This is a genomic window from Streptomyces sp. NPDC017890, assembly GCF_044328675.1.
Taxonomy (GTDB): domain Bacteria; phylum Actinomycetota; class Actinomycetes; order Streptomycetales; family Streptomycetaceae; genus Streptomyces.
The window spans coordinates 205685-228650 of record NZ_JBIRHU010000013.1 but is presented as its reverse complement, the minus strand read 5'-3'; the positions used below and the strand labels follow the sequence as shown (position 1 = coordinate 228650).

The following is a 22966-nucleotide window of genomic DNA, read 5'->3' as shown; positions in this document are numbered from 1 at the left end:
CGCTACGAGAAGACCGCCACCATCTACTTGGCCGGACTCCACATCGCAGGCATCTTCCTCTGGTCCACCCGATGATCCAAACGAAACCGCCTAGCGGGTGCTCTTCAGCTTTGCGGTGGGTTGCAACGGCGATGCACAGGCACGCCAGAGTTCACTTACGCCGACGCTAAAGACCTTGGCCGCCCCCTCTCGCGGCTGCCCGCGGCATGGGCACGGGCCGAGCAGCGACCGGCGGTACGAGGCGAACCGACAACCGCATGGGCAGCACGGACAGGGGGACCGAGGCTTCGCTGGTACGCGCCGTCGCCCGGGCAAGTCGACCGTAGAAGTTCAGTCACTGCCTTGATAGTTCGTCTACATCTGCCGCCTGCCCCGTTACGATGTGCAACATGGTTTGCGGCATGTGACACGGACACGGCAATCGGTGGTCTCTGTCATGCTTCGTGCGAGGCAGTGCAGCATAGGTGTGCGCCAGACAGGGACCTCAGCGCCCCGGACTGCGCCTGACGACAGGACGTCCGTCACTGGGGTGCGGGCGGGGATGCGTAGGGTGGGAAGTGCGGACTGATTTCGGAGACCTTGTCGTTGACCAGGCCATCGTGCACGAGGTGCCTCAGCGCGCCAAAGACGAGGAATCTCTTCCCCTCAAGCTCAGCGAGACGGTATGCCGGTTCGACGATGACGTGCGTACAGCTCTGCAGTCGAAGCTCCGTGACGTGCTCGACCGCCTGGGACGCGAGGTCGTGGAGGACCCGGAGCTGAAGTCTCCCCTGCCAGACGCTGTCCGGGCCTTTCTGAGTGGTGAACAGGATCTCGTGCAGGTCTCCGGTGAGCTCGCTCATGCCCTGCGTGACAGCCAGACGGGGAAGAGTCCGGCAGGGCTGCTTCTCGTTGCCGCTGCCCGCCTGGACGGTCACCAAGCTCTTCTGATGGTCAAGCTGGAGCAGGAAACCGGCATGCAGGCGAACGGGATTCTCGCCGACGGGCTGCGGACCTTTGACATGCAGTATTTCGCCAACCTCTTGTTCACCGAAAAGTCTAAGGTGTACAAGGTGGCCCTCTTCTGCGAGGAGGGGGTCGCCGAGCCGAGGCTCCAGGGCTGGGCCGCCGACCCCCAGACATCGGGCAAGGACGTGGCTCGCTTCTTCCTCGAGAAGTTCCTCGGCTGTCGGCATCAGAACGACCCCAGGGAACTCACACGCCGCTTCCACGACACGGCCATGGATTGGGTCAACAGCCGCTTCGCCAGTTCCGATGTGCGTGTTGACTACGTCATGGCCGTCATGGTTGAGCTTCAGAGCGCTGCTCCGACACTGGACCCCAACGCCTTCGTCCAAACGCATCTACAGGAAGCGCACCGCGACGACTTCGCCGGCTTCCTGGCGGAGAACGACGTACCGATCCGTGCCTTCGACAAGAACACCGATCTCATCGGCAACCGGATGGAGAAGGTGCGGGTCGACCTGTCCAACGGGGCCTTCCTCGTCGCACCGCTGGAGGCTGTGAGGGACGGCTCAGTAACCGTGGAGGACCTCGGGGACGGCCGGACCACAGTCACCGTCACCGCCACCCTCGACAAAGCCAGCAGTGGTGCCGCGGCGGGCCGCCGGCTCAAACCTGTCAACCGTGCGGAAGCTCCCCCTTCTCATGCAGAGATAATTCCGGGGCTTGAGGGGGTCCTCCCTGTGCCGGCCCAAGCGATGCAGACGGCCATGGGCAACGAGCAGTCGTCGGCATAGGCATGGGTATCAGCGACGGCATCTTCCTGGCCTATGCGTTGGAGTCCACATGTCTCTGAGTGTCGAGGAGGCTTTCCAGCGCTACCAGCGGGAGCGGCCGCGGATCAAAGAGGCGGCCGAGGCGACGAAGACCCACCTCCAGGAGCACCTTGCTCGTCGGCAGGTTACCTGCCAGGTGACCGCCCGAGCCAAGGAGGTCAGCAGCTTCCAAACGAAGGTGTACCGCAAGAACTACGCCGACCCCTGGAAGCAGATCACCGACAAGGCTGGCGTCCGCGTCATCGTGTCCCATGCAGGTCTCCTCAACCCTGCCCTGAACGAGATCAAACGTTGTCTCGATGTCGTCGAGGTACAGGACGACCGCAACGCACCCGGTCATGAGGACCGTCTGCGCTACCCACGTCTTCACATCCAGGCCATCATGGTCGGGAACGAGGCGGACCCCGACGGGACGCCCTACGAGTGCGAGATCCAACTGCGGACTGAAGCAGTGGATTTGTGGTCGCGTATGTCTCACAAGCTTCTCTACAAGCCCGGCGCCGCACCTCCAGCCGATGTCAGTCGTTCGCTGTACCGTCTGATCGCTCTGGTCGAACTGTTCGACCTCGAGGTTCAACGGGGGGTAGAAGCCATGGCGCAGCACCCCGAACTCGCACGCAGTAACCAACTCCTCGACATGGTCGAGCAGGTCTACCGCACCTTCACCGACCACCCGCACAGCACAGAGCTGTCCTACAACGTCATCGACATCTTGTCGGGGACCATCGATGACCCCGACGGCTATAGAGAACACCTCACCCAGTTCGCCGAACGCTTCCGTGACAGGATCGAACGGGCCTACACCGACTACGGGCCTGACAGTGCTCACTTTCTGAGGCACGGTCGCTATCTGTTGGCCAGCCAACCGGAGAGCCTGATCATTTTTGAACGGCTGTCCAACAATGCTCGCTACCGTCTTCGCAGTGCCTGGGACGCCAGCGAGCTACCAGACAACATGCTCACCGACATGGCACAGGTTTGGGGGGTCGCCCTATGACGAACTCAGCGCAGCCGGAATCTCCTGCGCTAGTCGCAGCCACTGCTATGTTCGTGGAGGTCCTCGTGATCGGCATCGGAGGCCTCACCGCGGCAGTACTCGTGCTGATTGCCCTCATCGGGCCGGCACCAACAGCCGCACTTGCGCCCGTAGCTGGCTCGTCAGCGGCCACGGGAGTGGCACTCGCCGCAGCCTACGCTCTTGGCATCCTTCTCGACCGAGTAGCGGACACAATTCTCACCCCGTACCGCCGCCGCCTGCGTGGTCGCTTCTTTCCGACTAACAGTGCATACGCCGCGGCGCGCCTACAGCTGGCCGCCTTCCCCGTCCTGGTCGCCCGAGCCGACTACGCCCGCTCCCGCATGCGCATCTGCCGCGGCTGGCTCTTCAACTGCCTCGCTCTGGCCCTGACTGCAGACTTGGCCATGCTGCGCTACTCCTTCGACCACCGTCTGCTCATTCTCTGCACTGCCACAGTGCTTGGCTTCGTGATCGCCTACGGCTTCTTCCGGGCATGGCGCACCCTGACCGTGACCGGTTACCGCAAGCTCGCCGAACAGACCAGAGCAAGCCCGACCAGCCCGTCGCTGCCCGCTCAGCCCCAGCCGGGTTCCGGATCAGCATCAGAAGTCCAGTGAGCAGACTCTCTCGCATGACAGCTCAGCTGCATCGCTGGGACGAATCTAGGGGGCGGCTTTGACGCAGTGGGAGTTGGGGGTGGTCGGCCCCGCGCAGAGCGACGATCTTTATCACTTCACCGGCCGCAACGGGGACAGGCCACAGTGCGTGCCTGAGGAGATACGGCAGATGACCGGGCAGCAGCGGCTGGAGCGAATCCTGCATGAGGAGCGCAGTCGGGCTTTCGCCCCGTTCGGCACAACGACTGCGTGCGTGTGCTTCTCGGAGAGCCCGCCGAACCATCTCAGCCACCTCATTCAGTTAGGCCGTTTCTCGCCCTGGGGCATCGTCACCAGCCGCGCCACCCTGTTGAGACTCAACGGCGGCGCCGTCGCGTATGTGCCGGACACCGTCTATGTCCGGTTTAAGAGATGCGGGCTGGAGCACTGGGCCGTGCGTACGGGGAACGGCTCAGCCTGGATGCACGAGCGGGAGTGGCGCCTGCCCTCCTCAGAGGAAGGACGCCCAATTGGCTCGGTGCGCGCGATCTTGGTGGGCGACGCCTCGTGGCGGCCTGCCCCAGTCGTCACGGAGTGGCACAACGCCCTGACCGGGGAGCGACTGCTCGGCCCGGACGGGGACCCATTCACTCAGCCGATGGAAGAGCTACCCCGCCTCTGGAGGGAGTCGGAAGTGCGGGTGTGGAACGCTGCCGATGAGCATTTGGTGAAGTACCCGCTCGGGGCACTGTGTTGATGCGGCAGGCTGCCGTACTCCAGGTCCACGGCGACCCATCAAGCGGGAGGATGATTGTGCCCGTCCGTCGGGCGCCTCGGCCCGGGCCACTCACACTTTGGCGGCACAGGCCAACCGAACCGCGAGCAGCCTGCCGCTGACGATCAGACCCGGGAAAGCGCTGCGGCCGCTGCTGTACAGCAGGGAAGTACAGCAACCTCCTCGACCGTAGCCAGCCGCCGGTAGCCCTCAAAAGACCGACTGACCAGCTCACCGGACCTTAACGACCACCCTGCCGAGTGTTCGGGACGAAAAGGTCGTACGGCAACCTCTCGTAAACGCCCCTAGCTTTCTAAGCTGAGGGCTCCGGCACCGTCATCACGTGCCGATCGCCGTGGCTGGCTGTGGTCGAGGGCACTTAACAGCGTGGTGCAGGCTGGTGGGGGCGCAGCGAGACACACGCGCGCCTGGTCGGTCGGCGCGCCCGCCATCGTGGCTGGCTGTCCTCGGCTGAGGTTCGTGCCACAACCGTGCCAGGTGCAGGGGTCAGCCACGGTCAACACCGGTGTCCCGCAGTCGAGTAGCCGTCCGCTTCCTCAGCCAGCGAAGTCGCAGCTCAGCCCGCAGATCACCCAGCCTCTCTCCTAAAGCGGGTGTCGCAGGTTCGAATCCTGCCGGGGGCACAGAGAAAGACGCTGGTCAGAGGCCCTTCCGTCCGACGGTCGGGAGGGCCTTCGCACTCGCAGCACAGCTATGGCACACACGGGTTGCGGGCAGAGGCCGGAAGCTGTGTGAGATGCCCGCGAAGGACGAGCCGGCCCGCCGCCGGCACGAGAAGCCGGTCGACCGGCTGGAGACGTTGCTGCGGGCCGGCCTGAAGCCGCCGACTTCCACCCCGCCCTCTTGCAGAAGCTGAGGACCGTAGGTGCGCTGAGGGAGCCCCTCTTCGTCCTCCTGGACAGCTTCGGCGGACCGGACATCCCGTACTCGCTGCTGCTGCTCCGGTCGCTGAACAGGGCGCCCTCTGATGAGCCGCCGCTGCCACAAGCACTCGGCAGGCATGTGCTCGCGAGGGCACCTCCAGGGCACATGAGCCCGGGAAACGGTGTCGACCCGTGAGAACCACGGAGTGAAGTTTGCCCACGTCAACGCGCATTTCCCTGCGAAACCCCAGGTCAGCCCCACGCCACTCCCGTCCGCCGCACGAGTGACAGGACGCCGACGCCCGGGCACCTGGGGCGGAGCCTCAAGCGTGTCGTCTGGGGATGGCCCTGAACAGGGCTTCCGTCGGCGTGCGTCGAGAGCGCATCGGGAGCCGGTGTTTCTACCCGGACTGCTGAAGGGCCCTGGGCGGGACTGCCCGTCCGCATGCCCCGATGGCTGCCGGAGGCGATACTGGTGGCAGCCGCGGGACGACGCCTGCCGTGCGCCGGGACTGCGGGGAATCCCGCGGCCGGCCACCGCGGTGGCGCCTTCGCCGCCGCCGGAAGGGGCGACACGATGTGCCGCTGGATCGCCTACTCGGATACACCCGTCCTCCTCAGCCAGGTTCTGTTCCCGCCGGAGCACTCCCTGATCGACCAGAGTCTGCACTCCCGTACGGGTGTGGAGACGACCAACGGCGACGGCTTCGGTATCGGCTGGTACCCGAAGGACACGGAAACGGCCGATCCAGCGGTCCTGCGGGATGTCGGCCCGGCCTGGAACGACCGCAATCTGCAGGAAGTCGCCCACCACACGCGCTCGGGGCTGTTCTTCGGGCACATCAGGGCATCGACGGGGACGGCGGTGCAGCAGAGCAACTGCCGCCCCTTCCGGAGCGGTCGGTGGTTGCGGATGCACAACGGGATGATCAGTGAGTGCCGTCGGAACCGGCGTGATCTCGCCCTGGCCGTCGACCCGGCCCTCTACCCCGACATCGAGGGCTCCACCGACTCCGAGGTCATGTTCTTCGAAGGGACGGGGTCACGGGGGCGAGGAGTGTGAGCACGGCCGACGGCAGGGCCCGGGCACCGGCCGATGCGGGCGCCGACCCGTTGGGCGATCCGTACCTGCGCACACGGTTCGCGCTTCCCTCCCGGCCTGCCACCTTCTTGCGGCGGCAGCGGCTCGTCGTTCACCTGGATCAGGCCCTGCGCACGCCGCTGACGCTGGTCAACGGGTCGGCCGGCGCCGGCAAGACACTCCTGACGGCCGACTGGGCCGCGGGGCTGCGGCTGCCGGTCGCCTGGCTGACCGTAGAGGCAGGCGATCACCGGCCCGGTGTCTTCTGGGCTTACGTCTTCGAGTCCCTGCGCGTGTGCGGGGCGCGGGCGGCCGGTGCCACCGGGACGCCGGCGGACTCGACCGGCGTGGGACGCGGGCTGCTGGCATCGCTCGCCGCCGAACTGGACGCCCTTGACCGTCCCGTGGTCCTCGTGCTCGACGAGTACGACCGGATGACCAACCCTGAGGTCGCGGAACAGCTGGAGTTCGTCCTGCACCACTCCGGGCAGGGGCTGCGCCTCGTTCTCGTCACCCGCACCGAGCCGCTGCTCCCGCTGCACCGCTACCGGGCCGCCGACGAACTGACCGAGATCCGCGGCGCCGAGTTGTCCTTCACCCCCGCGGAAGCCGGCGCGCTGCTGCGACTGCACGGGCTGCACCTTCCCGAGCCCGCCGCGTCCGCCCTGGTGGACCGCACCCGGGGCTGGGCCGCCGGGCTGCGGCTGTCCGCCCTGGCGGCCCGGGAGAGCACCGACCCCGAGCGGTATCTGAAGGAGTTCGAGGCGGACCACAGCACGGTCGCGGACTTCCTGCTGGCGGAGGTCCTGAAGGGGAGGACGGAGGAGACGCAGGACCTGCTGCTGCGGGTCAGCGTCCTGGACCGTTTCTGCCCGGACCTGGCCGACTCCCTCACGCTGCGGACCGACGCCGAACCCCTCCTGGCCGGGCTGCACCGGGAGAACGCGTTCATCGAGCGGCTGGGACACTCCTGGTACCGGCTGCACCCGCTCTTCCGGGAGATACTCCGGGCCCACCTGCGCGAACGCCTGCCCGGTGCGGAAGCGGAGATGCACCTGCGAGCCGCGCGATGGCTCCGCCGTTCCGGCTTCCTCCCGGAGACGCTCGCCCATGGAGCCGCGGGCGGCGACTTCGACCTGGCCGCCGGCGCGCTCGTCGACGACCTCGCGATCGGGCAGCTCTTCACGGGCCTGCGCTCGGACGCTCTGGCCCAGCTCTTCGCCGGCATGGGGCCCGAGGCAAGGAGCCCGGCGAGCGACCTCGTGCGGGCGGCCGGGGCACTGGACCGACGCGACCTCGGTCACGGTCTGGGCCGGCTGCGACGGGCGCAGGAGCAGCTCTCCGAGACCGAGGACTCTCCCGGCCTGGTGGCGGCCCGGCTGAGCTGCGCGCTGCTGGAGGCGCTCGCCGCCCGGCTCACCGGATGCCCTCCGCGGGCCGAGCAGGCCGCCGCGACGGCCGAGGAACTGCGCCAGGACCTGCCCGGCCATCTGCTGGACGAGCATCCGGAACTGACCGCCCTGCTGCTGACGCACGTGGGTTCGGCCCGCCTGTGGGAAGGACGCTTCGACGACGCACGTGCCGTGCTGACCCGTGCGGCCGGCGCCCCGGGCGGATCGGCCACCGTTCTCCCCCGAGTGGAGTCGATGGGGCACCTGGCCCTACTCGACTACCTCAACGGCTGGCTCGGCCGGGCGGAGCGCAGGGCTCTGGCCGCGGTGTCCGAGGCGGAGCGGGCGGGTCTGCCCCGGCCTCCCGGCGGGGGCCTCGGCCGGCTGGTCCTGGCCGCGGTGGCCGTGGACCGACAGGAACTGGGCCGGGCCCGGGTCCTGCTCGACGAGACGGCGCGGCTCCCGGCGCGGGAGCACGATCCGGTGCCGACGGCGGGGCGGGCCCTGGCCGTCTCACGCCTTCTCCTCGACGACGGTGAAACGGACGCCGCCGCCGAGGCGGCGGAGCCGGCCGTGTCCGCGGCGGTGGCGTCCCCTTGGGCGGAGAGTCAGGCGGCAGTCGTCCGCTCCGCCGCCTGCCTCGCCGACGGACGGCCGGACGAAGCCGTGCGCCTTCTCCACGGCGTCGGTGGTGACCAACCGGTGTGCGCCGTGGAAGCGGCGGGGATCCAGGTCGCCGCGGGGCGTCCCCGTGCGGCGGCCGAACTGCTCGGCGCCGTGCGTGCCGAGGGACGCACCGGCCCCGCGGTGAGCGTGGGGGCGGCGCTGGTGCGGGCCCGGGTGGCGCAGGAGTCGGGAGACACGGTCACCGCCCGCCGGCTCGTCGCGCGTGCGCTTCTCGACGCCCGGCGCGAGCGTCTGCGGCGCCCTTTCCTCCAGGCAGGGGACTGGATCGAGCCGCTGCTGGCCACAGCCCATCTGCACGAGCTCGCCGAGGGCTGGCTCCTGCCCGGCCGGCCACGAGCGCACGGCGAACCAGTGCGGCCCGGAGCCGATCCCGCGCTCCTGGTGCCGGTGGAGCTGAGCGGACGCGAACGTGATGTGCTGCGCCGGCTGGCCCGCATGATGTCCGCGGAGGAGATCGCAGCCGACCTGTACGTGTCGGTCAACACGGTGAAGACCCATCTCAAGAGCGCCTACCGGAAGCTGGCGGTGAACCGGCGCGGCGACGCGGTACGCCGGGCGCGCGACCTCGGTCTCCTGTGACCTCCCCCGCGAGGGGTGAGGCACGCGGCGCCACCGCCGGGGTGCGATGGGAGGAACGTGCCGCAGCGCACCGGTCCGACTCGGCGAGGTGAGACGACGTGAAGCACTGGCGGGCCCTGGCAGTCCTCGGTACGGCCCAGTTCCTGATGGTTCTGGACACCTCCGTGATGAACGTGTCGATCAGCCGGTTGGTCGAGGACTTCGACACGGAGGTCACCGCCATCCAGGCCGTCATCACCCTGTACGCGCTGGTCATGGCGGCGTTCATGCTCATCGGTGGCCGGCTCGGGGACATCCTGGGCCGGCGCCGCATGTTCCTCACGGGGCTGGCCGTGTACGGGGTCGGCTCGGCCGTGACGGCCGTGGCGCCCACGCTGTGGGTCCTCACGCTGGGCTGGTCCGTCGTCGAAGGGCTCGGGGCCGCCATGGTGCTGCCGGCCATGGCTGCGCTGGTCGCGGAGGCGTATCGGGGACGGGACCGGGCCGTCGCCTATGCGGTCATCGGGGGGCTCGCCGGCGCCGGGATCGCGGTCGGCCCGCTGCTGGGCGGCTGGATGACGACCTATCTGTCCTGGCGGCTGGTCTTCGCCGGTGAGGTACTCGTCGTCGTGGCCGTGCTGCTGTGCCGGCGGGTGATCGCGACGCCCGCCCCGGCCGCGAAGCGCCCCCGGCTGGACGGGGTCGGCGCGGCGCTCTCCGCCGCCGGGCTGGGGCTGGGCGTGCTCGGGGTGCTGCAGAGCAGCACCTGGGGCTGGGTCGAGCCCCGCAACCCTCCCTTCACCGTCCTCGGCTTCTCCCCCACCCTGTTCGTCGTGGGTGCCGGAATCGCCGTGCTGGCCCTGTTCCGGGGCTGGGAACGGCGGCGGGAGACCCGGGGCGCCGACCCTCTGGTGCACCTGTCCCTGCTGGGCAGGCCGGTGCTGCGGGCCGGCCTGACGACGCTGCTCAGCCAGAACCTCATCCTCCTCGGCCTGTTCTTCGCCATCCCGCTCTACCTCCAGGTGGTGCAGGGCTTCAACGCCTTCCAGACAGGGCTGCGCCTGCTGCCGGTGTCGGCCACCATGCTGGTGACTTCCCTGTGCGGGTCCGCGCTGGGGCACAGGATGGGACCGCGCCGGGTGGTGCGGCTGGCCCTGGTGATTCTGGCGGCGGCCGTGGTGTGGCTGCTGGCCACGATCGACCCGGTCATCGACGACGCCCAGTTCGCCGGGGCGATGGCCGTGCTGGGTGTGGGCGTCGGTCTGCTCGCCTCGCAGCTCGGCAACGTCGTGCAGTCCGGTGTCGGTGAGGAGGAGCGCAGCGAGGCCGGAGGGCTGCAGTTCACGGCCCAGAATCTGGGCTCGGCGCTGGGCACCGCGCTCATCGGCTCGATCCTGGTCGGCGCGCTGGCAGGCGCCTTCACCACCCAGGTCGCGGACGACCCCCGGCTGTCCCCGGCCGCCCGGGACGAGGTCGGGGTCCGTCTGGAGGCCGGTATCACCTTCGTCCCGACCGAGCAGGTGCGTTCCGCGGCCGAGGAGGCCGGGCTGCCGCCGTCCGAGGTCGACGCCGTGGCGGACTCCTACGCCTCCGCCCAGTTGGACGGGCTGAAGGCGGCGATCCTGGCCACGGGCGGAGTCGCGCTCGCGAGTTTCCTGGTCACCGCGCGTCTTCCGACCGCCCGGGCAGGCCGCCCGTCCGAACCCGAACCCGAACCCGGTGCCGGGACCCGGACAACCGGGCCGGCCGGGCCGACGGGCTGAGCGCGGAGGAGACACAGGTGACCGCGGGCGAGACCGGGGCAGGGCGGTCCACGGACCGGCGGGAGCGGCGGGCCGCGCTCCGGGCTCACGCGGACTACACCGGCGGTGTCTACGGCTCCATGCTCGCGGCCTCCGTCGTGATCGGCGCCGGCACCCTGGGCTCGTTCCCCCGCGCCGAACTGGTACTGCTGCTGTTGCTCACCAGCCTGGTGTTCTGGATCGCCCACGTCCACGCCGAGCTGTTCGGAGCGCGTCTCGCGCGGCGCACTCCGGACCGGCGGGTGATCCTGCGTGTGTGCCGCGAGGAGTGGCCGATCGTCAAGGCCGCCGTGCCTCCGGCCGCGGCGATCGCCGTCAGCCCCGTACTGGGGCTGGACGTCCAGGGCACCCTGTGGCTGGCGCTGTCCGTCGCCGTCGCCGGACAGGTGGGCTGGTCCGTCGCCGCGGCACACCGCGCGGGCGCCTCGCGACGGCTGGTGGCCACCACCGCGACGGTCAACGTACTCCTCGGTCTGGTGATCGTCGTCGTCAAGATCGCAGTGACGCACTGAAAGGCACCGGCACTGCGGCCGGAGTCACCTGTACCGGGTGAGGGCGCCGGAGGCGACGAGGCGCAGGATCGTCACAGGGAGCACCGTCCGTCCCGGAGCCCCGGACGGTGTCCCGAGCCCGTCCGGTGGAAGGACCGCTCGTGCGCTACGAGATCCGAATCGAGGGACACCTGTCGGAGACGCTGGCCAACGCGTTCCCGGAGCTGGAGCACGTCGTCATGTCCGGCCAGACCGTCCTGTTCGGCACGGTGATCGACGAGGCCCATCTGTACGGGCTGCTCACCCGCTGCCAGTCACTGGGTCTGCGCGTCATGGAGATGCGGCAGCTTCCGCAATGACACCGACCGGCGGTGTGTGCCGGCCCGCTCACCGTTCCCGGGTCGGCCTCACAACCGGGCGGCCGTGACCCTGCCGGAGCGGCAGGCCGCCCGCAGGGCTTCGTGGTCGCGTTCGTTCTGGTCGGCGTAGGACTGGGCGAACTCGGTGAGCGCGCGGTCGAAGCGGTCGCTGCCACCCAGATACGCGGCGAGCGCGACGGGGTCACCGGAGCGGGCGTGGGCCCGCGCCAGGCAGGCTCCACACAGCCGGGCGAAGAGGGAGAGCAGGTCGGGACCCATGGTCTCCGGCCGCGCGATGCCCTTCCAGTCCCACAGCTGGCGCACGTAGAAGTCCCGGTCCGTTCCATCGGTACCTGTGACGCGCGTCCATCCGAGGAAGATGTCGCTGGTGGTCTGGATCAGACGCTGGCCGGTCACGACCCTGCGGCCCTGGTTGTCGTGGCGGTCGCCGCCCGTGTGGGGGGCCAGCACCGATTCCGAGGCTTCCTTGGCCTGGAGCAGCAGCGGGTCGTCGTCGTCCCTGCCGAGCAGGAGCAGTACCCAGCAGCGGGTGCCGACGCTGCCGACGCCGACCACCTTGCGAGCCATGTCCACGAGCCGGTAGTGGCGCAGCAGGTGCCGGCGCTCGGGCGGCAGGGACCGTGCGTAGCCGTTCACGACGGACCGCAGTTCCTCCTCCCGGCCGGCCTCGGCCGGGTCGGTGAGCAGATCGCCGAGTGGGGTGATCAGCGGCGGGTCGGGGGTGATGCGCCGGCCCTCGGCCGTGACGCGGGTGAGCTTCGCGAACGCCCTCGTGTGTGTGCGTGTGCGGGCTTTCACGGCCGCGTCCCTGAGCCGGTGCTCCGCTTCCCCCGCAGCATCCGCCGCCAGCAGTTGCCGTATGTGGTCGGCGTCGTCCTGGGCGTACCAGATGTCCAGGGCCGGCATGCCGGCGAACTCCCGCATACGCTCCCGGTAGGCCCGCACACAGGCCCGTACGGTGCGGTTCTGCTCCTTGGGCGGGAAGCCGTTCGCCCGGGCCGCGATCACGAATCCGGCCGCAAGACGTTTGACGTCCCATTCGAAGGGGCCGGGCAGCGTCTCGTCGAAGTCGTTGATGTCGAAGACCAGGCGGCGCTCCGGTGAGGCCAGGAGCCGGAAGTTCAACGGGTGCGCGTCCCCGCACAGCTGCACCTGGAGTCCGCTGCTGGGCAGGGGCGCCAGGTCCGCCGCCATGATCGCTGCCGCACCGCGGTAGAAGCGGAACGGCGACTCCAGCATGCGGCCGTAGCGGATCGGCACCAGTGCCGGGACACGCTCGCCGGACTGGCGCTCCAGCAGGTCGACCGGGTCGCCCCGCCGTTGCCCCGTCTCGTACCAGCCGTGGCACGAACGCGAGGCCCGCTTACGGGCCTTCCTGCCGTACGCGGCTCGCTCGGCCGACGTCAGGGCGGCGGTGAAGGCGCTGGGTATCGTCATGGTCCGGCCTCCGGCTCTTCCACAGGCCCGGCCCCGGAGCACGGCGGAGCCGTCGGCTCCCGGCGCTGGCGGTTCAGCCCTGCCTGCACCGCGCTCGCGAGCACCCGGGCGGCGACACCGACGAGCAGCAGCCCTCCCGCCATCTGCGCCATCGTGACCGCCGCGGCGGCTCGGCGGGAACGGAGCCCGCCACGCGGGGGCGGTCCTGGCGAGGTGCGGCCTCCGCTGCCTCCTGAGGTCGTATCGCTCATCTCACGTCTCTTCGTCTCGTCTCACGTCTCTTCGTCTCGTCCGGGCCGGTGGGCAGATGTTCCCGAATCCCACCTCACCGCCCCGCCGTCAGGACGGGATCACCCCTGACGGGTGACCCCGGCCCTCAGTGCCGGCCCTGACCCTGGAACGGACACCTACCAGTCCTCCGGCGCTCACCGACCGTCCCCGTCGGACGGTCCGGCGGCGGCCGGCCGGTCCACGAGGAGGCGCCATGACCGTGCCCCGTGATGCGGCGGAACCCCCCGGCCGGGGAGGCGGGTCCGGCAGGGCGGTTCCCGGAGCCATGGACGACCCTGCTCACGTCCTCAGCCGGCTCGGCGGATCCTGGACCTGGCTCATGGGATCGGCCGTCGCCACGCTGGTCCCCGGCATCCTGGTCCTGGTCTGGCCGGAGGCGACCCTGCATGTCCTGGCCGTCCTCATCGGTCTGTACCTGCTGCTGACCGGTGTGTTCCGGTTCGTGGCCGTCTTCGCGCGGGAGGGACACGAGCGGCTGCCCGGGCTCCTGCTGGCCGTGCTGTACGTGCTGGCCGGGGTGCTGTGTCTGCGCAACCCGCTGCAGACCATCGCCGCGCTGTCGCTGATCGTCGGCATGGTCTGGCTGGTGTCCGGCATCCTCACCCTCTACACCGCCCTCGTCACCGAGAACCTGCCGCACGGCGGCCTCGTCCTGGGGCTGGCGGTACTGGCGGTCGTCGCCGGGATCGTCGTCCTCGCGCTGCCCGCGGAATCGGCCCGCGCCCTGACCCGGCTTCTCGGCCTGTGGCTGGTCCTGCTCGGTCTGGCCGAGGCGGTGGTCGCCCTGGGTCGGCGGTCCGCGCTGCGCGGGGCACGCCCCCGAACGACGGCACGCCCGCTGCCATGACCTGACCGCGGACCGGTGGAAGGAACGTCGATGGCCCCGACCACCCCGGCCGGATCGCCCGGCTCCGGTGGACCTGCGGACCGCTCCCCGCGGTCCTGGCGGCAGCCGCCGGACCGGCACCTCCGTCGACGCACCGAACAGCCTCATGAACGAGCGCCGTGGCTCCGGACAGGGCACCGGCCGGTCGCCCGGCGGCCAACTCACCCGTGCCGGGTGATGCCGCGCGCTGAGCCCGGTGACCACCCTGAGGTCAGTACGCAACGACGGCCGGGCACGCCCGGGACGGAGGACGGACATGAACGCGCAGATCTTCCTGGCGTACGACTACCCACTGCTCAGCATGTTCTGGACCATGCTTCTGGTCTTCCTGTGGATCATGTGGTTCGTCCTGCTCTTCCGGATCATCGGTGACATCTTCCGCGACGACCGGTTGAGCGGCTGGGCAAAGGCCGGCTGGCTGGTGTTCTGCCTCCTCCTGCCCTTCCTCGGCGTGTTCGTCTACGTCATCGCACGCGGGAGGAACATGGGCCACCGGGAGACGGCACACGCCCGCGCCCGCCAGGAGGAGTTCAACGCCTACATCAGGAAGACCGCGAGCGGTGGACAGCGCACCAGCGTCGACGAACTGGCCCGGCTCTCCGAGATCCGGGATCAGGGTGCTATCACAGACGAGGAGTTCCGCAAGGCCAAGGAACTGGTCCTGAGCGGCCATGGGCCGGCGGAACACGCGGGCCACGCCCCCACCGCATCCGGCCCTTCCGCACGCTGACCATCCACACGCTGACCATCCGCACGCCACGAATCGAGGCGCACGATGACCGCCACACACACCCGGCCGACGCACTCGCCGAGGCAGGCGTGGGCGACCGGCCTGACCGTCTTCGCCGCCGTCATGCTCCTGCTCGTCGGCCTCCTCGACATCCTCCGGGGGATCATGGCCATCGCCGAGGACGACGTCTTCGTCACCACGCCCGACTACGTCTTCCAGTTCGACCTCACCAGCTGGGGCTGGATCCACCTCGTCCTGGGCGTACTCGCTGTGATCATCAGCGCCGGGCTGCTCAAGATCGCGACGTGGGCGCGCGTGTCCGGCGTGGTCATCGCCGCACTCGTGATCCTCGCCAACTTCCTCTCCATGCCGTACTACCCGCTGTGGTCCGTCGTGATGATCACCATGTCGGGCTTCATCATCTGGGCCCTGTGCGTGATCAAGCCCGGCGGCAATCTCTACGACCTGTCCGGGGCACGCGCCCCGGACTAGACGTGTGACAGAGCGAAAGAGCGACAGGTGGATGCACGAGGCGCGGACACTGGCCGGCGGCGCGGGAGCGGCGCACCGCCCGCGGGCGAGAGCGGCACCGCTCTCGCCCGCATCTCCCCACTGGCTCTGCCAGTACGTCGTTCCGCCCTGTCCGTTGTGTGCCGCAGTGCACCGGAGGAAACGCTGGACGTGGGGGGCAATGAGATGGAGAGACACCCATGACTCAGGCAACCACGGACAAGGCGCACAAGTCGTTCCTTTCCCGCCCCGCGGTCCGACGCCTCATACCCTTCTCCCTGATCACCGCGATCGCTCTCATCTTCATCTTCGAGAACCGTTCGAGTGTCGAGATCCGCCTCCTCATCCCCATGGTGACCATGCCGCTGTGGGGCGCCCTCCTGATCGCCTGGGCCCTCGGCATCCTCGCCTGCGTCTTCACCGTGCGGCGACGGTCGAACCGGCACGTGCGACGACAGGGGTGACGGCACGGCCCACGCCGTACGATGCTGATCCGTCGGGAACAGAACGGTCAGCCATGCCGTGGAGCAGCCGGAGCCCAGGCAGGCGACCGCCGAGGAGGCGGCATCGCCCGGTGTCCGGAAGGCGGCACTGGTCACGCACGTCCGGCGGACGCACCACAGCGGCGACGGTCGACCGGTGGAGACAGCGGACATAGAGGTGCCCGCGGCTCACCGCGAGGTCCTCTACGAGATCCTGGTCAGCCGGTGACAGCGCCATGCGTGAAGGGAGAGGCAGATGGGCCGCCGCAGAGGGACGCGTGAGGACACCGCAGCCGTGACCGCGACGGTGCGTGAGTGGAGCGACGAGGAGGGTTGGGGTGTCCTCGACTCGCCCGAGACTCCCGGAGGGTGCTTCGGCCACTTCTCCGACATTCAGGCGCCCGGCTTCCGCACGCTGTCACCAGGGCAGCAGGTCGATCTCACCTGGGAAGCGCCCGGTTTCAAGCAGGACGGGTACGACTACCGGGCGGTGAGCATCGTTCCCCGCTCCGTCTGACGTCCACGGCTGACATCGACGAGGCTGCCGGACAGCGGCATCAGCCCGGCTCTGCGGAAGCTGGGCCGGGTGCACTGGGAACACGGCCGGCTGACCGACGGTCTTGACGCCCTCGGCCCCTGGGTCACCCCGGCCACCAGGGGCGGATACCGCAACGACCGCGCCATGATGCTCGACGCGGTCGCGGTCACGGGTTCACGCCCCTGGACTCGACGCCGTGGTCAGCCCTGTTCCCGCTCCACCGGCAGCCACAGCTCGGCGTCGGCTTCGGTCCCGTCCGGGGACAGGCGGGTGCGCAGGATCTCGGGGCCGGGGCGGGCGCGGTACGGGTTGGACGGGAACCACTGGGTGAACACGTCCCGCCACAGCTCCTGGATGGCCTGAGGGGCCGGCCCGGAGGTGGTGAAGACCGCCCAGGTGCCGGCCGGGACGGACAGCACCGTGGCGCCCTCCGGGGCAGCGGCTGATGTGATCACCCCGTGGTAGTAGTCGAGTTCGGTGCCCTCGGCGCGGCTGGGGTCCAGGTCGTCGCAGGCCGCGACGATGCCCTGCGGCTCCTGGTCCGAGAGCTTCTCCAGTCCTTCGGTCATCTGCGGGCCGATCCCGCGGACGAAGTCGATGATCGCCTGGTTGGGTCCCGTGTGCACCAGTGGCACCCGGGCCTTGAGACCGACGACGTTGAAGTCCGGCCTGTCCACTACGCGATAGCGCATGCTGCTGCTCCCTTCGACGGTGAGACGGAAGGCCAACCGGGGCTGGGAGACGAGCGCGGCGCCGGTGCGCCGGGCCTCGCCCGGCCCGATGCCGTGCATGGCGCGGAACGCCCGGGCGAACGCCTCACCCGAGCCGTAGCCGTAGCGCACCGCGATCTCCAGCAGGGACTGGCGCCCCGCGAGCACCTCGGCACCCGCGACGGTGAGCCGACGACGCCGCACGTACTCCGACAGCGGCATGCCCGCGAGCGCGGAGAACATCCGGCGCAGGTGGTATTCCGAGGTGACCGCGACGCGCGCCGCCTCGGTCACGTCGACCTCCTGGTCGAGGCGGTGCTCGATGTACTCCAGGGTCTGGTTGAGACGCTCCAGCACTCCCGGTCTCCTTCCTTTTCGTGCTCACCACGCTAGGAAGGAGGCTCTCCCCCCGACCCGACATCCTGTGCCCGATGCGATCGGCCACCGGCCGATCGCATCGGGCACAGGCCGATCGCCTCAGTGGGTCAGTGGTCGGAGTAGCTGAAGTCACCCACGGTCCAGGCACTGACGTCCTCGATCGCGACGCGGTACATCCCTCCCGTCTCCGGGATTCCCACCGTGCCCTGCAGGATCCGGGCGACATGGAAGTGGAGATGCGTGGGCGGCCCGGTCCTCTTCACGGAGGTGTCGAAGACGGCGGCGAACTCGCCCAGACTGGCGGAATCCGTCAGCACCTCCGACACCCTCTGCCTCCACACGGCTTCGGGAGCCAGGCGACCGGTGATGACGGCACCACCGGTGACCACGGTCAGGGACATCTGGCTGCTCTGCCCGGACTCTACGCGGGCGACAATGTCAACGATCAGCTCGTCAGGCTTCGGCATGAGACCGAATTTTATGTGCCCCGTCCGTGCGGTGCTCCCACAGGGATCCCAAGAACCCCGCGCACCCGCCCCGGCTGCGGTCGGCACTCGTCCACCCGGGCCGCCGTCCGGCCGGGAGACGCCCGGCCCGATCGGCCGGCCGACTGGGTCGTGCGGGGCCGGCTGCCGTCCACGTCCAGGTCAGGCGCCCGCCTTGTGACGGGACCCGACGTCACCGCGTCGCAGTTCCTCGTTGATGCGCTTGGCCTCTTCGAGCTGGTCCTCCAGGATGATGATGCGGCACGCCGCCTCGATGGAGGTGCCCTGGTCGACCATCTCGCGGGCTCGGGCGGCGATCCGCAGTTGATAGCGGGAGTAGCGCCGGTGGCCGCCCTCGGAGCGCAGCGGCGTGATCAGCCGGGCTTCGCCGAGGGCACGCAGGAAGGCGGGCGTGGTGCCGAGCATCTCCGCTGCCCGTCCCATGGTGTACGCGGGGTAGTCGTCGTCGTCGATTCGGTCGAGCGGTGTGTCTGCGGTCATCTGCACCTCTGATTACGTAACGCGTCGAGGGGCCTTGGTGCCGTACGGCACCAAGGCCCCGAGGGATTTGTAACACCACCGACCGGCTAATGCGATGCCGGCCTTCTGTTTCCGCACCGGCCCCCGACGGGGGGCGGAGAGTGCGGGGATCGCGGATGCGTGACCGTGGGACCACCTTCCGTTCCGGGGCCTGCGGTACCCGGGCGGACCGTTCTCGCCCGGGCGATCCTGATGGCGTCCGCCTCCTTCTCTCTTCCTTCTGATGAACCTCTGGGTACTGCGGAACCTGCGTACTGCCGGCGGCCCTGACAAGGCCACCCGCCCGGCGGCCAGCGAGGGGACCCCGGTACCTGCTCCGGCCCCGCCACTCCACCGCCGTGCACAACCTCTGTCCTGCATGCGGGCAGTTCGTGTCTGCCACGCCTCACTGACTTCCTGGCTACAACAGACACGCTAACCCCAACTCTGCGACATGTCTACAGCAGCCATGACAGATTTCGGTCCATGCGAGTGACAGCTTGTACACCGGTACCCGTCCCCGGACTCGCCTCGGTCAGGTCTTTCGCCGGATCACGCCGAGGTCGAACTCCAGCACCACCTTCGGGCTGACCAGGACGGCGGTCGCGCCGTTCCAGTTCACGCCCCAGTCGTCGCGGTTGATGGTGACGCTGCCCTTGAAGCCGACCCGGACGTTGCCCTGCGGGTCGCTGTCGTCGCCGGTCAACTCGACGTCCACGGTGACCGGCCTGGTCACACCGCGGACGGTCAGGCCACCGGTGACCTTGTAGTGGGTCCTGTCGACCTGTTCGACCTCGGCCGAGGTGAAGGTGATGGCCGGGTGGTCGTCGGCGTCCAGGAACCTGGCGCGCAGCAGTTCGTCGCGCTGCGGGTTCCCGGTCCGGATGCTCCTCGTCCGGATCACGAGCCGTGCGCCGGACTTCGACGGGTGATCGCCGTCCAGGTACGCGCCGCCCTCGAACTCGTCGAACTGCCCGCGCACCCTGGTGCCCAGCGTGTGCCGGGCAACGAACCCGATGCGGGTGCGGGCGGTGTCGAGGACGTAGTCGCCGGTCAGGTCACTGAGGCTGGCGGTGGTTGACATGCGCGGTCACTCCTGTCTCCGCGTGATGGGCCGGGGCGGGCGGGGACGCCGGTCACGCGAACTGGCCGGGCCGGTAGTCGCCCGCGGGCCGCTGGGCGATGACGTTGAGGCGGTTGAGTGCGTTGATCAGGGCGATGACCGACACCAGGGCGGCGAGCTGGTCCTCGTCGTAGTGCTTGGCCGCGTTCGCCCAGACCTCGTCGGGGACACCGCCGGCCGCGTCGGCGATGCGGGTGCCCTGCTCGGCGAGTTCCAGGGCGGCGCGCTCGGCGTCGGTGTACACCGTGGCCTCCCGCCAGACGGCGACCAGGTCGACGCGCTGCTGGGTCTCCCCGGCGTGCACGGCGTCCTTGGTGTGCATGTCGACGCAGAAGCCGCAGCCGTTGATCTGACTGACGCGGAGCAGTACCAGTTCCCGCGTCGCGGGCGGCAGCGCCGATTCCGCGAGCGCCCTGCCCGCCGAGACGATGTGCTTCAGGAACGTGGCCGAGCCCGGGTGGGCGAAGAAGTCGAGACGGGCGTTCATGGTGATCTCCTTTTGCCGCGTGGCCGTTTCACCCCTTTGACTGCGGGGTGCGCGGGACCGTGCCGGTCCCGGCAGTACGACGAGGCAGCCCCTCGGAATGTGAGGTGACGCCCCCGCCTCACATTCCGCGGGGCTGTCTCGTCGTACTGGTGACGGCAGACGCGGCCAAGGGAGCGGCAACATCATGAGGACCCAGTCCGAGCCAGGAGACGGCCCGCTCGATCCGGGCCTGGGCGCGATCATGAGCGAGCGGCGTCAGCTGATCAATCTCGCGTACCGGCTGCTCGGCTCGCTGGCCGACGCCGAGGACGTCGTACAGGAGACGTACACCCGCTGGTACGCCATGTCCCCGCAGCAGCAGAAGGCCGTCGAGGCCCCCGGCGGCTGGCTGACGAAGGTCGCGAGCCGTATCTGCCTCGACCAGCTCGGCTCGGCCCGGGCCCGGCGCGAGCGCTACGTGGGCGAGTGGATTCCGGAGCCGCTGCCCGACGCGTCGGAGTGGGCCGACGGGCGGCCCGGCGGCCGGGCCGCCGACCCGGCCGACCGCGTCACTCTCGACGAGTCGGTCACGATGGCCTTCCTCGTCGTGCTCGACTCGATGACCCCCGCCGAACGCGTCGCGTTCGTCCTTCACGACGTGTTCCGCTACTCCTTCGCCGAAGTGGCGGAGATCGTGGGCCGTACGCCGGCGGCCTGCCGCCAGCTGGCCTCCTCGGCCCGCCGCCGCCTGCGCGCGTCGCGGGCTCCGGCGACTCCGGCCGCCCAGCGCGCCCGCGTCGTCCGGGACTTCCGGCAGGCCTGGGAGGCCAAGGACATCGACGCCCTCATCGGTCTCCTCGACCCCGAGGTCACGGCGATCAGCGACGGTGGCGGTCTCGTCCAGGCCGCGCCGGCCCCGGTCGAAGGCGGCGAGCGGGTCGCGCGCTACCTCGTCGACCTCGCCGAGAGGGCCCCCGGCCTGGTGCTTCTGGAGCGTACGGTCAACGGCCGGCCGGGGCTGGTGCTGCGGCTGGAGGATGCCACCGTGGCGGTGATGTCGCTGGATGTCACCGGCGACCGGGTCACCCACATCTGGGGCGTGCGGAACCCGGAGAAACTCCGGCCCTGGACCAGGTTCTAGGCCCGTCCGTACTCCGCGAGGGCCGGAGCCAGCAGGTCGAAGGCGCGTGGCGCCTCCCTCGTCAGCACCTCCGCGATCTCCGGGTTCGTGCGCCCGGCCAGCGTCAGCTCCTGGATACGGGCGAACAGGACCCGGTGGACTCCCCCGAGCAGGGCCGCGGCCGTGCGGGGGGTGATGTCGTCCGGTGGGGTGGCCGTCGATTCGGCCAGGGTGGCGGTCAGCGCCTCCTCCCGCTGGTCGTGGAGGCCGCGCAGGCAGGCGGTGAGGGTGGGGCTGTCGGCGATCATGCGGGTGAAGGCCGGGCCGGCGAAGCCCGCGACGGGGTCCTGGACCGCCACGGCCGCCAGGAAGGCATTGCGCAGAGCCGTCAACGGGGTTACGCCCGGCTCGCGCGCGGCCACCGTGCCGGCCAGGGCGGCGACGAACTCGTCCTGGTGGTCGAGGGCCAGGTCCTCCTTGTGCGGGAAGTAGTTCGTCACCGTCTTCTTGGCGACGCGGGCGGCGTCGGCGATCTCGGCGATCGTCGTGCGCTCGAAGCCCCGCTCGATGAAGAGCCTGGTGGCCTGGTCGGAGATCAGCTGCCGCGTCTCGCGCTTCTTGGTCTCGCGGAGGCCCGGCGCCGGCGTGTTCGGTTCCATGAGAAGAATCTTACCTCGATTGTATTTTTACGTTGACAGCTAACCTAGCCCGTGAGTAAAATTCCCCCCGATGAATGAATCTGTCGAAGCGCACGGCACGATCGTCGCCGCCGGGTCGGTGGTCACCGGCGACGTTCCGCCGTACACGATCGTCGGCGGCAATCCGGCCCGGCCCGTCCGCAGCCGTTACGACGCCGACGACGTCGCGCGGCTGCGGCGGGCCGCGTGGTGGGACTGGCCGGTCGAGCTGGTCACCCGCCACGTCAGGACGATCATGTCGGGCAGTCCGGCCGACATCGAGGCCATCGCGACGAACACACCGAAGACGACGAACACGACGAACGCGACGGCCACGACGGCCACGACGGCCACGACGGCCACGACGGCCACGACGAAGGAGAACCTCGCTTGACCGACCGGACGCACACCACCGACTCCCCCGCCTCCTCCGGATCCCCGGCTTTCGACGCGGCCGCCGAGTTCGACCGGCAGGTCCGTACGCTCGACGCGCTCGGCTACCCGGCGCTCTCCGGGCGCTCCCCGGAGCAGTTCGCCGAGCTGGTGGCACCGCTGCGCGCCGAGGCCGTGGCCCACACGGGCGACCCGGGCCAGGAGTACGACCCCGCCGCGAACGGCCGGGTGCCCTTCGTCCTGGTCGTCTCCCGCGAGCTCGCCCCGATCGAGCGGACCATGCCGCTGACGACGCTGCACGCCGGCCGGCTGCCCGGGTTCGTCGACCGCACCTTCGAGCCGGGCGCCCTGGAACGGTTCGTCGCCACTGAGGAGGCCGAGCCGCCCGGCCGGGACGGTGTCCACCTGCTCTTCGACGTCGAGCGCGGGGAGGAGTACTGCGGGGTCGTCCCCGACGACGCGATGGCCGCCATCACCGGGCGGGGCCGCAGTCCGCTCACCATCGAGGAGGGCATCGCGCTGATGACGCACACGCCGCAGATCCTGGTGAAGAACAAGTGCTTCTCGCTGGGCGGTTCACGGTCCGGCGACCGCCGGGTCCCGGCCGTCTGGATCAGCCAGAAGGCTCCGAAGCTGGGCTGGTGCTGGGCGGGCAACCCGCACACCTGGCTCGGGGTGGCCTCCGCCGGGGCCCGCCGCGCCTGAACCCCCGGCGGCCCGCCTCCGTGGTCCCGGTCTCCGGCGGCCCCGATCGGACTCACCCCGCCCGGGCGGTCCTCG

The 22966-nt window shown here is 69.8% G+C and carries 22 protein-coding genes, 1 tRNA gene and 4 pseudogenes; 19 read left to right on the top strand and 8 right to left on the bottom strand.

Features of this window, described 5'->3' with window-relative positions:
- The first annotated feature begins 557 nt into the window (after nucleotides 1-557).
- The 10 genes and pseudogenes from ACH4F2_RS19365 to ACH4F2_RS19320 all read left to right on the top strand — a co-directional run bounded on the left by ACH4F2_RS19365 (nucleotide 558) and on the right by ACH4F2_RS19320 (nucleotide 11420).
- Nucleotides 558-1739, top strand: coding sequence for a nucleoid-associated protein (locus ACH4F2_RS19365; RefSeq protein WP_398133915.1), 1182 nt, complete (start codon nucleotides 558-560; stop codon nucleotides 1737-1739).
- A gap of 49 nt (nucleotides 1740-1788) precedes the next feature.
- Nucleotides 1789-2775: a hypothetical protein gene (locus tag ACH4F2_RS19360; RefSeq protein ID WP_398133914.1), complete on the top strand. Its 987-nt coding sequence runs from the start codon at nucleotides 1789-1791 to the stop codon at nucleotides 2773-2775.
- Between the two features lie 65 nt (nucleotides 2776-2840).
- Nucleotides 2841-3413 (top strand): hypothetical protein, encoded by a 573-nt coding sequence (locus ACH4F2_RS19355; RefSeq protein WP_398133913.1) that lies wholly within the window; start codon nucleotides 2841-2843, stop codon nucleotides 3411-3413.
- Nucleotides 3414-3582: 169 nt separating this feature from the next.
- Nucleotides 3583-4149, top strand: a complete 567-nt coding sequence (locus tag ACH4F2_RS19350; RefSeq protein ID WP_398133912.1) for a hypothetical protein — start codon at nucleotides 3583-3585, stop codon at nucleotides 4147-4149.
- A gap of 592 nt (nucleotides 4150-4741) precedes the next feature.
- Nucleotides 4742-4808 (top strand) — tRNA-Arg (locus ACH4F2_RS19345).
- 820 nt (nucleotides 4809-5628) lie between these two features.
- Nucleotides 5629-6081, top strand: a pseudogene (locus ACH4F2_RS19340) (class II glutamine amidotransferase); the annotation flags it as partial.
- Nucleotides 6082-6110: 29 nt separating this feature from the next.
- The gene (locus ACH4F2_RS19335) at nucleotides 6111-8789 is read left to right on the top strand and encodes a LuxR C-terminal-related transcriptional regulator (RefSeq protein ID WP_398133911.1); all 2679 of its coding nucleotides are present in this window, start codon (nucleotides 6111-6113) and stop codon (nucleotides 8787-8789) included.
- 98 nt (nucleotides 8790-8887) lie between these two features.
- Nucleotides 8888-10531 carry an MFS transporter gene (locus ACH4F2_RS19330; RefSeq protein ID WP_398133910.1) on the top strand — a complete coding sequence of 548 codons (1644 nt, stop codon included), beginning with the start codon at nucleotides 8888-8890 and terminating at the stop codon, nucleotides 10529-10531.
- A 17-nt stretch (nucleotides 10532-10548) separates the two neighbouring features.
- Nucleotides 10549-11082, top strand: a complete 534-nt coding sequence (locus tag ACH4F2_RS19325) for a hypothetical protein (protein WP_398133909.1) — start codon at nucleotides 10549-10551, stop codon at nucleotides 11080-11082.
- 140 nt (nucleotides 11083-11222) lie between these two features.
- Nucleotides 11223-11420 carry a hypothetical protein gene (locus ACH4F2_RS19320; protein ID WP_052843475.1) on the top strand — a complete coding sequence of 66 codons (198 nt, stop codon included), beginning with the start codon at nucleotides 11223-11225 and terminating at the stop codon, nucleotides 11418-11420.
- 48 nt (nucleotides 11421-11468) lie between these two features.
- Here the strand turns inward: ACH4F2_RS19320 and ACH4F2_RS19315 are convergent, their stop codons facing one another.
- On the bottom strand, nucleotides 11469-12878 hold the full coding sequence (locus ACH4F2_RS19315; RefSeq protein WP_398133908.1) for a DUF2252 domain-containing protein: 1410 nt from the start codon (nucleotides 12876-12878) through the stop codon (nucleotides 11469-11471).
- Nucleotides 12875-13036 (bottom strand): annotated as a pseudogene (locus ACH4F2_RS19310) (two pore domain potassium channel family protein); the annotation flags it as partial. The gene ACH4F2_RS19315 and the pseudogene ACH4F2_RS19310, both read right to left, overlap by 4 nt.
- Before the next feature lie 326 nt (nucleotides 13037-13362).
- Between ACH4F2_RS19310 and ACH4F2_RS19305 the strand changes: the two are divergent.
- The 6 genes and pseudogenes from ACH4F2_RS19305 to ACH4F2_RS19280 all read left to right on the top strand — a co-directional run bounded on the left by ACH4F2_RS19305 (nucleotide 13363) and on the right by ACH4F2_RS19280 (nucleotide 16294).
- Complete coding sequence (locus ACH4F2_RS19305; RefSeq protein WP_398133907.1) at nucleotides 13363-14016, top strand: HdeD family acid-resistance protein; 654 nt, start codon at nucleotides 13363-13365, stop codon at nucleotides 14014-14016.
- A 295-nt stretch (nucleotides 14017-14311) separates the two neighbouring features.
- On the top strand, nucleotides 14312-14785 hold the full coding sequence (locus tag ACH4F2_RS19300) for an SHOCT domain-containing protein (RefSeq protein WP_398133906.1): 474 nt from the start codon (nucleotides 14312-14314) through the stop codon (nucleotides 14783-14785).
- A 45-nt stretch (nucleotides 14786-14830) separates the two neighbouring features.
- The gene (locus ACH4F2_RS19295) at nucleotides 14831-15277 is read left to right on the top strand and encodes a hypothetical protein (RefSeq protein WP_398133905.1); all 447 of its coding nucleotides are present in this window, start codon (nucleotides 14831-14833) and stop codon (nucleotides 15275-15277) included.
- Nucleotides 15278-15495: 218 nt separating this feature from the next.
- The gene (locus tag ACH4F2_RS19290; RefSeq protein ID WP_398133904.1) at nucleotides 15496-15759 is read left to right on the top strand and encodes a hypothetical protein; all 264 of its coding nucleotides are present in this window, start codon (nucleotides 15496-15498) and stop codon (nucleotides 15757-15759) included.
- 43 nt (nucleotides 15760-15802) lie between these two features.
- Nucleotides 15803-16006, top strand: a pseudogene (locus tag ACH4F2_RS19285) (UTRA domain-containing protein); the annotation flags it as partial.
- 27 nt (nucleotides 16007-16033) lie between these two features.
- The gene (locus ACH4F2_RS19280) at nucleotides 16034-16294 is read left to right on the top strand and encodes a cold-shock protein (RefSeq protein ID WP_398133903.1); all 261 of its coding nucleotides are present in this window, start codon (nucleotides 16034-16036) and stop codon (nucleotides 16292-16294) included.
- 221 nt (nucleotides 16295-16515) lie between these two features.
- Here ACH4F2_RS19280 and ACH4F2_RS19275 read toward each other — a convergent pair whose 3' ends face one another.
- The 5 genes from ACH4F2_RS19275 to ACH4F2_RS19255 form a co-directional block, all read right to left on the bottom strand.
- A complete protein-coding gene (locus tag ACH4F2_RS19275; protein WP_398133902.1) occupies nucleotides 16516-17382 on the bottom strand; it encodes a GyrI-like domain-containing protein in 867 nt (288 codons plus the stop codon).
- Nucleotides 17383-17510: 128 nt separating this feature from the next.
- Nucleotides 17511-17870, bottom strand: a complete 360-nt coding sequence (locus ACH4F2_RS19270) for a hypothetical protein (RefSeq protein ID WP_398133901.1) — start codon at nucleotides 17868-17870, stop codon at nucleotides 17511-17513.
- A gap of 180 nt (nucleotides 17871-18050) precedes the next feature.
- Entirely contained in the window at nucleotides 18051-18389 is a 339-nt protein-coding gene (locus ACH4F2_RS19265) for a MerR family transcriptional regulator (RefSeq protein ID WP_398133900.1), read from the bottom strand.
- A 553-nt stretch (nucleotides 18390-18942) separates the two neighbouring features.
- Nucleotides 18943-19491 (bottom strand): YceI family protein, encoded by a 549-nt coding sequence (locus tag ACH4F2_RS19260; protein ID WP_398133899.1) that lies wholly within the window; start codon nucleotides 19489-19491, stop codon nucleotides 18943-18945.
- Nucleotides 19492-19543: 52 nt separating this feature from the next.
- On the bottom strand, nucleotides 19544-20017 hold the full coding sequence (locus tag ACH4F2_RS19255) for a carboxymuconolactone decarboxylase family protein (RefSeq protein ID WP_398133898.1): 474 nt from the start codon (nucleotides 20015-20017) through the stop codon (nucleotides 19544-19546).
- A 184-nt stretch (nucleotides 20018-20201) separates the two neighbouring features.
- Between ACH4F2_RS19255 and sigJ the strand changes: the two genes are divergently transcribed.
- Entirely contained in the window at nucleotides 20202-21137 is a 936-nt protein-coding gene (gene sigJ, locus ACH4F2_RS19250; RefSeq protein WP_398133897.1) for an RNA polymerase sigma factor SigJ, read from the top strand.
- Here the strand turns inward: sigJ and ACH4F2_RS19245 are convergent.
- Nucleotides 21134-21775 carry a TetR family transcriptional regulator gene (locus ACH4F2_RS19245; protein ID WP_398133896.1) on the bottom strand — a complete coding sequence of 214 codons (642 nt, stop codon included), beginning with the start codon at nucleotides 21773-21775 and terminating at the stop codon, nucleotides 21134-21136. The genes sigJ and ACH4F2_RS19245 overlap by 4 nt on opposite strands.
- Before the next feature lie 91 nt (nucleotides 21776-21866).
- On the opposite strand from ACH4F2_RS19245, the pseudogene ACH4F2_RS19240 reads away from it, so the two are divergent.
- Nucleotides 21867-22088 (top strand): annotated as a pseudogene (locus tag ACH4F2_RS19240) (antibiotic acetyltransferase); the annotation flags it as partial.
- 95 nt (nucleotides 22089-22183) lie between these two features.
- A complete protein-coding gene (locus tag ACH4F2_RS19235; RefSeq protein ID WP_398133895.1) occupies nucleotides 22184-22891 on the top strand; it encodes a DUF5701 family protein in 708 nt (235 codons plus the stop codon).
- The last annotated feature ends 75 nt before the right edge of the window (nucleotides 22892-22966 follow it).